Origin of the sequence: Pseudomonas sp. BMW13, from assembly GCF_013357275.1 — a bacterium.
GTDB classification, from domain to species: Bacteria; Pseudomonadota; Gammaproteobacteria; order Pseudomonadales; family Pseudomonadaceae; genus Aquipseudomonas; species Aquipseudomonas khazarica.
In genome coordinates this window covers 151,976-164,778 of the sequence record NZ_SUKD01000005.1, presented here as the reverse complement: position 1 = coordinate 164,778, position 12,803 = coordinate 151,976, and the positions used below count along the sequence as shown (strand labels likewise).

General features: G+C 63.7%; 11 protein-coding genes. 10 read left to right on the top strand and 1 reads right to left on the bottom strand.

The window, feature by feature from the left end:
* Positions 1-31 precede the first annotated feature (31 nt).
* The 8 genes from purB to E4487_RS05800 all read left to right on the top strand — a co-directional run bounded on the left by purB (position 32) and on the right by E4487_RS05800 (position 9,686).
* Positions 32-1,402: an adenylosuccinate lyase gene (purB, locus tag E4487_RS05835; RefSeq protein ID WP_175252899.1), complete on the top strand. Its 1,371-nt coding sequence runs from the start codon at positions 32-34 to the stop codon at positions 1,400-1,402.
* Between the two features lie 78 nt (positions 1,403-1,480).
* Positions 1,481-2,647, top strand: a complete 1,167-nt coding sequence (locus tag E4487_RS05830) for a cupin domain-containing protein (RefSeq protein ID WP_037055891.1) — start codon at positions 1,481-1,483, stop codon at positions 2,645-2,647.
* Positions 2,640-3,065 (top strand): GNAT family N-acetyltransferase, encoded by a 426-nt coding sequence (locus tag E4487_RS05825; RefSeq protein ID WP_037055889.1) that lies wholly within the window; start codon positions 2,640-2,642, stop codon positions 3,063-3,065. Before E4487_RS05830 ends, E4487_RS05825 begins: the two co-directional genes overlap by 8 nt.
* 8 nt (positions 3,066-3,073) lie before the next feature.
* Positions 3,074-3,715 (top strand): hypothetical protein, encoded by a 642-nt coding sequence (locus tag E4487_RS05820; protein WP_037055887.1) that lies wholly within the window; start codon positions 3,074-3,076, stop codon positions 3,713-3,715.
* Positions 3,712-4,521, top strand: coding sequence for a secretin N-terminal domain-containing protein (locus tag E4487_RS05815; RefSeq protein WP_175252898.1), 810 nt, complete (start codon positions 3,712-3,714; stop codon positions 4,519-4,521). The genes E4487_RS05820 and E4487_RS05815 overlap by 4 nt, the downstream gene beginning before the upstream one ends.
* A gap of 559 nt (positions 4,522-5,080) precedes the next feature.
* Positions 5,081-6,676: an isocitrate lyase gene (locus E4487_RS05810; RefSeq protein WP_037055884.1), complete on the top strand. Its 1,596-nt coding sequence runs from the start codon at positions 5,081-5,083 to the stop codon at positions 6,674-6,676.
* Between the two features lie 227 nt (positions 6,677-6,903).
* Entirely contained in the window at positions 6,904-8,907 is a 2,004-nt protein-coding gene (locus tag E4487_RS05805; RefSeq protein WP_134675882.1) for a PhoX family phosphatase, read from the top strand.
* 122 nt (positions 8,908-9,029) lie between these two features.
* On the top strand, positions 9,030-9,686 hold the full coding sequence (locus tag E4487_RS05800) for a hypothetical protein (protein WP_134675883.1): 657 nt from the start codon (positions 9,030-9,032) through the stop codon (positions 9,684-9,686).
* Positions 9,687-9,712: 26 nt separating this feature from the next.
* Here E4487_RS05800 and E4487_RS05795 read toward each other — a convergent pair whose 3' ends face one another.
* Positions 9,713-11,110: a pectin acetylesterase-family hydrolase gene (locus E4487_RS05795; RefSeq protein WP_037055878.1), complete on the bottom strand. Its 1,398-nt coding sequence runs from the start codon at positions 11,108-11,110 to the stop codon at positions 9,713-9,715.
* Positions 11,111-11,695: 585 nt separating this feature from the next.
* On the opposite strand from E4487_RS05795, the gene E4487_RS05790 reads away from it, so the two are divergent.
* Positions 11,696-12,109, top strand: coding sequence for an NADH-quinone oxidoreductase subunit A (locus E4487_RS05790; protein ID WP_037055877.1), 414 nt, complete (start codon positions 11,696-11,698; stop codon positions 12,107-12,109).
* 10 nt (positions 12,110-12,119) lie between these two features.
* Entirely contained in the window at positions 12,120-12,797 is a 678-nt protein-coding gene (locus E4487_RS05785) for an NADH-quinone oxidoreductase subunit B family protein (RefSeq protein WP_037055875.1), read from the top strand.
* The last annotated feature ends 6 nt before the right edge of the window (positions 12,798-12,803 follow it).

Here is a 12,803-nt window from a genome sequence, read left to right as displayed (position 1 = left end):
CTGATCAGCCCGACAGCCCGAGAACGCCCACATGCAGCTTTCCTCGCTCACCGCGGTTTCCCCCGTCGACGGCCGCTACGCCGGCAAAACCAGCGCCCTGCGCCCCATCTTCAGCGAATACGGTCTGATCCGTAGCCGCGTACTGGTCGAAGTGCGCTGGCTGCAGCGCCTGGCCGCGCACGAAGGCATCCCGGAAGTGGCGCCCTTCTCCGCCGAAGCCAACGCCCTGCTCAACGAGCTGGCGGAAAGCTTCGCCGTCGAGCACGCCGAGCGGGTGAAGGAAATCGAGCGCACCACCAACCACGACGTCAAGGCCGTGGAATACCTGCTCAAGGAGCAGGCCGCCAAGCTGCCGGAGCTGGACAAGGTCAGCGAATTCATCCACTTCGCCTGCACCAGCGAGGACATCAACAACCTGTCCCACGCGCTGATGCTGCGTGAAGGTCGCGACGGCGTGCTGCTGCCGCTGATGAAGCAGCTGGCAGGCGCCATTCGCGAACTGTCGGTGAAGTTCGCCGACGTGCCGATGCTGTCGCGCACCCACGGCCAGCCGGCCTCGCCGACCACCCTGGGCAAGGAACTGGCCAACGTCGTCTACCGCCTCGAGCGGCAGATCGCGCAAGTCGCCGCCGTGCCGCTGCTGGGCAAGATCAACGGCGCCGTGGGCAACTACAACGCGCACCTGTCGGCCTACCCGAGCATCGACTGGGAAGCCAACGCCCGCCAGTTCATCGAAGGTGACCTGGGCCTGACCTGGAACCCCTACACTACCCAGATCGAGCCGCACGACTACATCGCCGAGCTGTTCGACGCCATTGCCCGCTTCAACACCATCCTGATCGACTTCGATCGCGACGTGTGGGGCTACATCTCCCTCGGTTACTTCAAGCAGAAGACCATCGCGGGCGAGATCGGCTCCTCGACCATGCCGCACAAGGTCAACCCGATCGACTTCGAGAACTCCGAAGGCAACCTGGGCATCGCCAATGCGATCTTCCAGCACCTGGCCAGCAAGCTGCCGATCTCCCGCTGGCAGCGTGACCTGACCGACTCCACCGTGCTGCGCAACCTCGGCGTCGGTTTCGCCCACAGCGTCATCGCCTACGAAGCAAGCCTCAAGGGAATCAGCAAATTGGAGCTCAATGCTCAACGTATTGCTGAAGACCTGGATGCCTGCTGGGAAGTGCTCGCCGAGCCGATCCAGACCGTGATGCGCCGTTACGCCATCGAGAACCCCTACGAGAAGCTCAAGGAGCTGACCCGCGGCAAGGGCATCAGCCCCGAGGCCCTGCTGGCCTTCATCGACGGCCTGGACATGCCGACCGCCGCCAAGGAAGAGCTCAAGCAACTGACCCCGGCGCGCTACATCGGTAACGCCGTGGCCCAGGCCAAGCGCATCTGAGCGACACCAGCCTCGAGGACGCCCGGCTGAGCCGGGCGTTTTTGTTTAAAGGTTTTTATCTATTTCAAGGGCTTAGCGATGAATCCTGATACTCCGCTGCAATTGCTGGGTGGCCTCACAGCCCGTGAGTTCCTGCGCGACTACTGGCAGAAGAAACCGCTGCTGGTGCGCCAGGCCATCCCCGATTTCGAGAGTCCGATCAGCCCGGACGAACTGGCGGGGCTGGCGCTGGAAGAGGAAGTCGAATCGCGCCTGGTGATCGAGCATGGGGAGCGCCCCTGGGAACTGCAGCGCGGCCCGTTCAACGAGGACACCTTCCAGGACCTGCCGGAACGCGACTGGACCCTGCTGATTCAGGCGGTCGACCAGTTCGTGCCCGAGGTTGCAGAGCTGCTGGAGGACTTCAAGTTCCTGCCCAAGTGGCGCATCGACGACCTGATGATCAGCTTCGCCGCCCCCGGTGGCGGCGTCGGCCCGCATTTCGACAACTACGACGTATTCCTGCTGCAGGCCCATGGCCATCGCCGCTGGCAAGTGGGCCAGATGTGCGATTCCGACAGCCCGCTGCTCCCCCACGCCGATCTGAAGATCCTGGCCGAATTCGAACCAACTGATGAGTGGGTGCTGGAGCCCGGCGATATGCTCTATCTGCCGCCGTGCCTGGCCCACAACGGCATTGCCGAGGATGATTGCATGACCTATTCCGTGGGCTTCCGCGCGCCAAGCGCTGCCGAAGTACTGACCCATTTCACCGATTTCCTCGGCCAGTTCCTGCCCGACGAGGAGCGCTACAGCGACGCCGACATCCAGCCGAGCGAAGATCCGCACCAGATCCAGCGCGACGCCCTGGAGCGCCTCAAGGCCCTGCTCAACGAGCACATGAGTGACGAGCGCCTGCTGATGACCTGGTTCGGCCAGTTCATGACCGAGCCCAAGTACCCCGAGCTGGTCGCCGGCATCGAGATCGGTGAAGAGGATTTCCTCGGCGCCCTGGAAGATGGCGCGATCATCATCCGCAACCCCAGCGCACGCATGGCCTGGTCGGAAGTCGGCGAAGACCTGGTGCTGTTCGCCAGCGGCCAGAGCCGCCTGGTCACGGCTCGCCTGCGCGAACTGCTGAAGCTGATCTGCAGCGCCGACGCGCTGCATGTCGAGAACCTCGGCGCCTGGCTGGCCGACGACGAAGGGCGTACCCTGCTCTGGGAACTGGTCAAACAGGGAAGCCTGGGGTTCGCCGATGAGTGAGATCACTGTCCGCGTGGCGGACTGGCATAAGGACAATGCCGAGCTGCGGCGGATTCGGGACACCGTTTTCGTCGCCGAACAGTCCGTTCCGCCGGAACTGGAGTGGGACGCCGAGGACGCCGATGCCGTGCATTTTCTCGTCGAGGAAGGCGACTACGCGGTCGGCACGGCGCGCCTGCTGCCCGACGGCCATATCGGCCGCGTCTCGGTGCTCAAGGACTGGCGCGGCCTCAAGGTGGGCGAGACGCTGATGCAAGCGGTGATCGCCGAGGCGGAAAAGCGCGGCCTGCGTCAGCAAATGCTCACCGCTCAGGTGCATGCCACGCCGTTCTATGAAAGGCTAGGCTTCAGGATAGTCAGCGACGAATATCTCGACGCCGGCATCCCGCACGTGGACATGGTGCGCACCAGCCAGTAGAGGAAGCGATGGACAACGAAGACGCCCCGGTCGATACGGACGATACGCAAGCGCCCAGCGAGCTGGCGGCTATCGAATTCGAGTCGCCGGGGCGTTTTGCCGTGCACAATCCCGAGCCCGTCACGCCAGATGCCGCGCAGTGGGAGCCGGCGCCCTTCATCCTCGGCCAGCACGAGCGCCTGGAGCGCTTCAGCCAGCCGCAGGAGGCCCGCGCCCACGTCCTGGCGCTGATCCAGCAGGCGCAGCGCAGCCTGTGCCTGTACAGCGACGATCTGGAGCCATGGCTGTATCACCACAGCAGCGTGCAGCAGGCCTGCACCCGCTTCCTGCTCTCCAGTCCGCGCGCGCGCCTGCGCATCCTGTTGCGCGATCCGACACGCGCGGTGAAGGATGGTCACCGCCTGCTCACCCTGTCCCGGCGGCTGTCGTCCAATCTGCATATCCGCAAGCTCAACCCCGATTATCCCAGTGACGAACTGGCCTACCTGATCGCCGACGACAGAGGCCTGCTGCTGCGCCCCGAGCTCGACCAGCAGGCCGGCTACGCGCTGTATGCCGACCCGGCGCGCGTGCGCCAGCGCCAGGCCCAGTTCGATCAGGCCTGGGATACCAGCATCACCGATCCTGACCTGCGGAGCTTTCTGCTATGACCCTGCGCACGCTGCTCGCCACCCTGCTCCTTGGTCTGTGCCTGCCCCTGCATGCGGCGACCGAAGTGATACCACTGAACTACCGCACCGCCGACGACGTGCTCGGTGTGGTGCAGTCGATGCTGGGCAACGAAGGCAGGGTCAGCGCCTATGGCAATCAACTGATCGTCAACGCATCGCCGGGCAAGATCGGCGAAGTTCGCCTGCTTCTGCAGCAGCTCGACACCCAGCCTCGCCGGCTGCTGATTACCGTGGAGAGCAGCGACAGCAATTACCAGAACGATCGCGGCTACCGCGTCGACGGCACGCTCAGCGCCGGCAACGCCGAGGTCCAGGTGGGGCGCGGCGAGGTGAATGGTCGCGACCAGGTGCGCATCATCCGCCGCAGCACCGACAGCCGTGGCGGCGGCACCCAGCAGGTGCAGGCGACCGAAGGCTATCCGGCGCTGATCCAGGTGGGCCAGAGCGTGCCGCTGACCACCACCAGCACCGGCCCCTACGGCCAGGTCTATCAGGACACCCAGTATCGCGACGTGACGCGTGGCGTCTACGTGACGGCCAGCCTGTCCGGCGAACTGGTGCACGTGACCATCAGCAGCCAGCGTGACCGCGTCAGCAGTAGCCGCTCCAACGTGATCGACGTGCAGAGCACCGACACCCGCGTCAGTGGTCGGCTCGGCGAGTGGATCACCCTGGGTGGCGTCAGCGAGGAAACCAGTTCCGACGGCCGCGACGTGCTGCGCCGTCACACCACGCAAGGCCGCGAAGACATGTCGCTGCGCCTCAAGGTCGAAGCCCTCGACTGACCCCCGACCAAAGTCGCATGCCCCTTTCGCCCTGCGTAGCATGGACAGTGCGCGCAGCCCGCGAAATGCCTGAAACGCCCGCCCCATGGGCTGCCATCAATGACCAGCCGGTCACCTACTGAATATGTAGTAGTTTTAAAAAACCACTACAAAACGTTTGACGAAGCATTTCACCAGAGGCATGATGGCCTCGCTCCCGCTAGCCAGGGGTCCTGAAAAGGATCTCCAGATCGCCCGCGAAGTACTTCGCGACGATCCGTGTCCCAACAGCCCACAAGGCCGTACGACGAGGTTGCGACTGGAACGTAGTTGTCCTGAGGGACGGGGAAGCGTTTAGCGTCAGACAGATCGAAAGCCCAGCAGGTGCCCAAGGTTTCCACGAGCCGACCCGCACCGGCGACGTCACCGAACTGTTAGCTGCATCCCCCCTCCTCGCGGTACATCCTCGCCCCAGCCGTTTTCTCGCCGTTCAAGTGGAAGCCTCCCGCAGCCGCTGCATCCGTGCGCGCATTGAGTGGGTAGTCGGTGCTCAACCAACACATTTTCTGAAGGATTGACCATGTCCGCATATCAAAACGACATCAAGGCTGTAGCCGCTCTGAAAGAGAAATTCGGCAGCAGCTGGAGCGCTATCAACCCAGAGTCCGTCGCCCGTATGCGCGCTCAGAACCGCTTCAAGACCGGTCTGGAAATCGCTCAGTACACCGCTGACATCATGCGCAAGGACATGGCCGAGTACGACGCCGATTCGTCCGTCTACACCCAGTCCCTGGGCTGCTGGCACGGCTTCATCGGTCAGCAGAAGCTGATCTCGATCAAGAAGCACCTGAAGACCACCAACAAGCGCTACCTGTACCTGTCCGGCTGGATGGTCGCGGCCCTGCGTTCCGACTTCGGCCCGCTGCCGGACCAGTCGATGCACGAGAAGACTGCCGTCTCCGACCTGATCGAAGAGCTGTACACCTTCCTGCGCCAGGCTGACAGCCGCGAGCTGGACCTGCTGTTCACCGCCCTGGACGCCGCCCGTGAGGCTGGCGACCACGCCAAGGCTGCCGAGATCCAGGCGCAGATCGACAACCACGAGACCCACATCGTCCCGATCATCGCCGACATCGACGCTGGCTTCGGTAACCCGGAAGCCACCTACCTGCTGGCCAAGCGCATGATCGAAGCCGGTGCCTGCTGCATCCAGATCGAGAACCAGGTTTCCGACGAGAAGCAGTGCGGCCACCAGGACGGCAAAGTGACCGTTCCACACGCCGACTTCCTCGCCAAGATCGCTGCCGTTCGCTACGCGTTCCTCGAGCTGGGCATCGACAACGGCGTGATCGTCGCTCGTACCGACTCCCTGGGTGCCGGTCTGACCAAGCAGATCGCCGTGACCAAAGAGCCGGGCGACCTGGGCGACCTGTACAACTCCTTCCTCGACTGCGACGAAATCTCCGACGCCGAGCTGGGCAACGGTGATGTCGTGATCAAGCGCGAAGGCAAGCTGCTGCGTCCGAAGCGTCTGCCGTCCAACCTGTTCCAGTTCCGCAAGGGCACTGGCGAAGACCGCTGCGTACTGGACTGCATCACCAGCCTGCAGAACGGCGCCGACATGCTGTGGATCGAAACCGAGAAGCCGCACGTTGGCCAGATCAAGGGCATGGTTGACCGCATCCGCGAAGTCATCCCGAACGCCAAGCTGGTTTACAACAACAGCCCGTCCTTCAACTGGACCCTGAACTTCCGCCAGCAGGTGTTCGACGCCATGGCCGCCGAAGGCAAGGATGTTTCCGCCTACGACCGCGCCAAGCTGATGAGCGTCGAGTACGACGAGACCGAACTGGCTCAGGTTGCCGACGAGAAGATCCGCACCTTCCAGCGCGATGGTTCCGCTCAGGCCGGTATCTTCCACCACCTGATCACCCTGCCGACCTACCACACCGCCGCGCTGTCCACCGACAACCTGGCCAAGGGCTACTTCGCCGACCAGGGCATGCTGGCCTACGTGAAAGGCGTTCAGCGTCAGGAACTGCGTCAGGGCATCGCCTGCGTCAAGCACCAGAACATGGCTGGCTCCGACATCGGCGACAACCACAAGGAGTACTTCGCTGGCGAAGCTGCTCTGAAGGCAAGCGGTAAAGACAACACCATGAACCAGTTCCACTAAGAACGGTTCTCTGCTGCGGACCACGCATCCGCAGCAGTTCTTTTGCCTAATCCGCCCCGGCCCTGCCGGGGCTTTTTTTTTATCCCCTGCGTTCAACCTGCCGGGCAGGCGCATGAGCGCCCTTTTCTGGCCGATTTGTGCGGCAGTGCGCAGGCACTGTCACGATTCCGTCGTTTTCCTTGATTAGCGTCATAGCTCCGTCGATCAGCCCAATCAAGGAGCCCACCGTGCGTATCGAACAAGAGCAAGACGTGCTATTCGGCAATGGCGATGAACCCCTCAGCAACGCCTCCAGCAACCCCCATATCAATGACCTGATCGAGGCCGGACTGAGCCGCCGCCAGGTGGTTGCAGGCGGTGCGGCACTCGGTGTCATGGGCTTCCTCGGCGTCGCCCTGCCCGGCAGTGCCGAAGCCGCCGGGAATCCGCTCAAGGACCTGCTCGAACGCCTGAAGAAACGCGGCAAGCGTCTGCCGTTCACGGCGGTGGCGGCCGGCCGTGCCGATACCATCAGCGTACCGGCCGGCTACAAGGCCACACCCTTCATTCCCTGGGGCACGCCTATTCGCGGCAGCTTCCCGGCATTCCTCGACAATGCCGGCAACAGCGCCGCCGATCAGGCCGATCAGGTGGGCATGCACCACGACGGCATGCACTTCTTCCCCATCGATGGTCAGCGCGGTGGCGGCCACAAGAGCGACCACGGCCTGCTGGTCCTCAACCACGAGTACATCGACGCCCCGCTGCTGCACCCCAACGGCCCGACGCTGGTCGACGGCAAGCGCAGCAGCGCCGACGAGGTCCGCAAGGAAATCAACGCCCACGGGGTTTCGGTGGTGGAAGTTCGTCGCAACCGCGGCCAGTGGGAGGTACTGCCCAGCGCCCGCAATCGCCGCATCACCGGCGCGACACCGATGCAGATCAGCGGCCCGGCGCGCGGCCACGCCCTGCTCAGCACCCGCTACAGCCCGGACGGCACCGCCACGCGCGGCACGCTGAACAACTGCTCCAACGGCTTCACACCCTGGGGCACCTACCTGACCTGCGAGGAAAACTGGGCCGGCTACTTCGCCAGCGGCGACGCCGAGCGTCCGCGCGAAATGACGCGTTACGGAGTCGGCAGTGCCAGCCGCTACGGCTGGGATCACCTGGCCGGTGACGAATTTCAGCGCTTCAACGCCACCCGCCTGGCCGCCAACGCCAGTGGCGACTATCGCAACGAACCCAACCACTTCGGCTGGATCGTCGAGATCGATCCCTTCGCCCCCGAAGCCGCACCGGTCAAACGCACCGCCCTGGGCCGCTTCGCCCACGAGGGCCTGGTGTTCGCCCCGACCAAGCCGGGGCGCCCGGTGGTCTGCTACTCCGGCGACGACTCGCAGAACGAGTACATCTACAAGTTCGTCAGCCGTGGCAAGTACGTTCCGGGGCGTAGCAACGGCAGCCTGCTCGACGAGGGCACGCTCTACGTGGCGCGCTTCAAGGCCAATGGCAAGGGCGAATGGCTGGCCCTGGACATCCGCAACAAGGCCTTCCAGGCGGCCTGCAGGGCTGCCGGGGTCAGCTTCGCCGACCAGGGCGAGGTGCTGATCAACACCCGCCTGGCGGCCGACATCGTGGGCGCCACCAAGATGGACCGGCCGGAATGGGGGGCGATGAACCCGCAGAACGGCGACATCTATTTCACCCTGACCAACAACACCTCGCGCACCGTCGTGGACGCAGCCAACCCGCGCCCGGCCAACGCCTATGGTCACATCATCCGCTGGCGCGAGCAGAGCCGCGATCATGCCGGCCGCGAGTTCGTCTGGAGCCTGTTCCTGCTGGCCGGGCCGGAAGGCGACAGTCTCGACCCCAACGGCAGACCGCTGACCGCCGACAATCGCCTGGCCAGCCCGGACGGCCTCTGGTTCGATAACGACGGTCGCCTGTGGATCCAGACCGACATGAGCGGCAGCCAGCTGGCCAGCGGCCCGTTCGGCAACAACCAGATGCTGGTGGCCGAACCCGTCACCGGCGAGGTCAAGCGCTTCCTGGTCGGCCCGGTTGGTTGCGAGGTCACCGGCATCACCGCCACGCCGGACTTCCGCACGCTATTCGTCAACATCCAGCACCCGGGTGAAGGCTCGACCTCGACGAACTTCCGCAGTACCTGGCCGGACGGTGCCGGTCGCCGCCCACGCTCGGCCACCGTGATCGTCACCCGCGACGACGGCAAGCCGCTGCTCTGACCCAGCCGCGCCCCTCTCGCGCCACCGCGCGAGGGGCGGCGCATGCAATCGACGCATGGAACAGGCAAGGCGCAGCCGCGGCTTCTAAGCTGGAACACACTCGACTCGTGCAAGGACTGCCAATGCCTCGCTCTTCCCTGCTGTTCGGCAGCTGCCTCGTATTGGGCAGCGTGACACTCGCCTGGTACTGGCAGCGTCCTGATACCCCGCATTCCGCCACCCCGCAGCCCGTGCAGGCGCGCGCAGCACAAGCCGCGCAAGGCAGCCCCGCGCCAGCCCCCGCCGACCTCAGCGAGGAGCAGCTGCAACTGCTGGCGAAACCCGAAGTTCAGCAGCAGGAACGGCGTCTGGAGTTCCATCGGCGTTACCGAGGCTTCATCGAGCACGCCAGCGAACTCGACGCTGACGGCCGCGAGGCGCAAGCGCAGCAACTGAGTGAAGGCGTCGACGCACTGGAACGCCGGGGCGAGCTGGCGCTGAGCGAAGCCTTGCTGCTGCAGATCGGCCTGATCAAGGCCGTCAGCACAGACGAGCAGGAACAGAAGCGCCGCGCCGAAGCCCTGATCAGGCGTTACCAGGCCCTCAGTGCAGAGCGCGAGGCCAGGCAGGCGCAACGGGTCGACCCGAACTTCGCACGCTACAAGGCCGAGGAGAAGCGCATCGTCGAGGAAGTGCTGGCCCTGCAGAGCATTCCCGACGGCCTGTCCCGCGATCAGTACCTGCGCCAGCGTCTGCAGGAGGCGCGCGAACGCAACTATCGACAGCGCCCCGACAGCTAGCGCCGCAGCGCTAGCCGATCATCCGTTCAGAGCAGTTGGTCGAGCAGGTAATACAGCAGATTGAACGGCTTGTTGCGGTCGGCCACATCACTGCTTTCCGATGCTTCCAGCACTTGCCCGCTGCCGTCGAGCACGCTGCTGACGAAGTTGTCCAGTTGCAGGTTCTGCTCCTGGATATCGGCATTGGCGAACTCGATGATGCTGGTGCAGTGGCTTTCGTTGACGTCACGAAACTGCGGGAAGTAGCCCCCGACATTCCCCAGGCTGGCCAACTGGCTGCGCAGGCGCGACGTATCGGTCGCCCAGCGTTGCTTGATCAGCGCTTCCTTGGTCGCCTGGTCCGGCGCGTTGACGATCTCCGGGTAGAAGCGCTCGTAGGAATAGGCGGAGTAGTTCAGGTCCTGCCAGAAGTGTGTATGGCCCATGCGATCACCCGGCAGGTTGCTCGAGAGCGCCGGGTAGAGGCTGCCCAGGTCGCTCCTGTCGAAGCCCGGCAGGCGCGCCTGCAGGTACTGCAGTGGTCCCTGCTCGGCATCCAGGCCCCAGGCCTGACGAATGAAGGCTTGCAGCGGATAGGACGGGTAGCGCTGGTTGTCCCCCGCCAGGGCGGTGTAGACCGGCCCGGAGTCGTTGATCAGGTAGCCGCGACTGGGCGCCATGTCCTGGCGCAGGTTGGCATAGTTGGTCAGGCTGCCGGCGCCGCCGGCACTGCACCCCGTGGTCAGCATCTGCGTGGGGCGCGGCAGGTTGTCCTTGAGCCACCCCACCACGGCGCGCATGTTGCGCAGGCCGTTGTGATGCCAGACCAGGGGCTGCTGCTGCCCCTGCGGGTCGTCATACACCGCCACCTTGTCGCCGGAATAGATGTCACCGGTGCAGTACGGCACGTAGACCATGTTCCAGTTCTGCGTCTTCACCCGCGTCCAGGGGTGCAGGCGCACCACGAACGGGCTGACCAGGCTCGCCCCCGGGTTGAGCAGCGACATGTAGTCGTCGGCGATCCCGTCGGGGTTGCGCGCGCCGCGAATGCCGGCCTGCCCGCTGCAGCTGGCGTAGTCCCAGCAGGCACCGCCACCCTCCAGGTAGACGATGGTGTTACGGGTATTCGGCACCCGGTTGATGAAGAACTTGTAGGGCGAGCCATTGCCGCACACCGCGCCGGTTTCCGGCGCCATCTGGATGGTCTGCCAGCCGTAGTAGTTGCCAGCATTGAAGCCACTGTTGAAGCCGCTCGGATTGGCCAGCAGCGGATAAGGCCCGACGCGCTGCGCCGGCGTGACCGGATTGTCGGCCCCAGGTGGGGAGACCAGATTGCTCAAGGTCTGCCAGAAGCTGTAGTCGCCCTGCTCGGCGCTGGCAGGCGCACTCAGGGCGAGTAGCAGAACGACAGGAACGACACGCGACAGGGACTGGGCGACAGGCATGGCAAAACCCCTCATCTTGTTATTCGTACGAAGGGTCGGCATACCCAGGCAGGGGCAACAGCGCAGACCCAGCGGTTGGTGGGCACTGCTCGATCAATGATGCATCGCGCTCCGGCGATTCATGCACGCTAGTACAAGATCGCGGGCGCAACACCCGAGAAGGCATATCGTTTAGTGATAATCGCGGCTTCTGCTTATACCTTTGCCCATGACACGGGCCTGCACCTGCTGCTTTCGCCCCAACACCAAAGTGGCAATGAATTGCTCATTTCGCGGCGGCTCATCCGGGACGGAAATAAGGCAGATTAGTCAGCTGAATTTGCGGCGCAAAGTTGCCAGCGAGGGGTTGCCAGCTATAGTTGCGGGGACGACGGGACGAGCGAAAGGCTCAAGAACGGCACTGCGGGCGCCTGTCAATCACAAGCTCGACAGAAATGATCAAACTGCGAGAATAATTTTTCTCTGAAAAATTTACTTACAGTTGGCGTGCACATAGTATTGTATACACACTTTGCGTCAGCGCCCTCGATGGCGTTAGGCGACTACTAAATTAAAAGCCGTTCCTTAATTTCAAGGAGTACCGGCATGCCTGATGCGGTAACGACCATGTCCCAGAACTGGGCTTTCGCTGTTTTCTTGCTGGGTGTCTGTGGGCTCATCGCCTTCATGCTCGGCGTCTCCAGCCTGCTTGGCAGCAAGGCGTGGGGCCGCAGCAAGAACGAGCCGTTCGAGTCGGGCATGCTTCCCACCGGCAGCGCGCGTCTGCGCCTGTCAGCCAAGTTCTATCTGGTCGCGATGCTCTTCGTGATCTTCGACGTTGAAGCCCTCTATCTCTTCGCTTGGGCTGTCTCGGTGCGCGAAAGCGGCTGGGCGGGCCTGATCGAAGCTACAGTTTTCATAGCAATTCTGTTGGCAGGTCTTGTCTATCTTTGGCGTATCGGCGCGCTCGATTGGGCACCGCAGGGACGTCGTGAACGGCAGGCGAAGCTAAAACAATGAGGCTTTGGCGATGCAATACAAACTTACTCGGGTCGACCCCGATGCGCCCAATGAGGCGTATCCGATCGGCCAGCGGGAGGTCGTCTCCGACCCGCTGCTAGAGGACCAGGTTCACAAGAACATCTACATGGGCAAGCTCTCGGACGTGCTGAACGGCGCGGTCAACTGGGGGCGCAAGAATTCCCTGTGGCCGTACAACTTCGGCCTCTCTTGCTGCTATGTGGAAATGACCACCGCCTTCACCGCACCGCACGACGTCGCACGCTTCGGCGCCGAAGTCATTCGTGCGTCACCGCGTCAGGCCGACTTCATGGTCATCGCCGGCACCTGCTTCATCAAGATGGCGCCGGTCATCCAGCGTCTCTACGAGCAGATGCTGGAGCCCAAGTGGGTCATCTCCATGGGTTCATGCGCCAACTCCGGCGGCATGTACGACATCTACTCGGTCGTTCAGGGCGTGGACAAGTTCCTCCCTGTGGACGTCTACATTCCCGGCTGCCCGCCCCGTCCGGAGGCGTTCCTGCAAGGCTTGATGCTGCTGCAGGAATCCATCGGCCAGGAGCGCCGCCCGCTATCCTGGGTCGTAGGCGACCAAGGCATCTACCGTGCCGAAATGCCTTCGCAAAAGGAACAGCGCCGCGAGCAGCGAATCGCCGTTACCAACCTGCGTAGCCCTGACGAAGTCTGAGCCGAT

What these genes read in the sequence shown, in the direction of transcription:
- purB (WP_175252899.1), top strand. Translation starts at nt 32, where the DNA reads ATGCAGCTTTCCTCGCTCACCGCGGTTTCCCCCGTCGACGGCCGCTAC.
- E4487_RS05830 (WP_037055891.1), top strand. Translation starts at nt 1,481, where the DNA reads ATGAATCCTGATACTCCGCTGCAATTGCTGGGTGGCCTCACAGCCCGT.
- E4487_RS05825 (WP_037055889.1), top strand. Translation starts at nt 2,640, where the DNA reads ATGAGTGAGATCACTGTCCGCGTGGCGGACTGGCATAAGGACAATGCC.
- E4487_RS05820 (WP_037055887.1), top strand. Translation starts at nt 3,074, where the DNA reads ATGGACAACGAAGACGCCCCGGTCGATACGGACGATACGCAAGCGCCC.
- E4487_RS05815 (WP_175252898.1), top strand. Translation starts at nt 3,712, where the DNA reads ATGACCCTGCGCACGCTGCTCGCCACCCTGCTCCTTGGTCTGTGCCTG.
- E4487_RS05810 (WP_037055884.1), top strand. Translation starts at nt 5,081, where the DNA reads ATGTCCGCATATCAAAACGACATCAAGGCTGTAGCCGCTCTGAAAGAG.
- E4487_RS05800 (WP_134675883.1), top strand. Translation starts at nt 9,030, where the DNA reads ATGCCTCGCTCTTCCCTGCTGTTCGGCAGCTGCCTCGTATTGGGCAGC.
- E4487_RS05795 (WP_037055878.1), bottom strand. Translation starts at nt 11,110, where the DNA reads ATGCCTGTCGCCCAGTCCCTGTCGCGTGTCGTTCCTGTCGTTCTGCTA.
- E4487_RS05790 (WP_037055877.1), top strand. Translation starts at nt 11,696, where the DNA reads ATGCCTGATGCGGTAACGACCATGTCCCAGAACTGGGCTTTCGCTGTT.
- E4487_RS05785 (WP_037055875.1), top strand. Translation starts at nt 12,120, where the DNA reads ATGCAATACAAACTTACTCGGGTCGACCCCGATGCGCCCAATGAGGCG.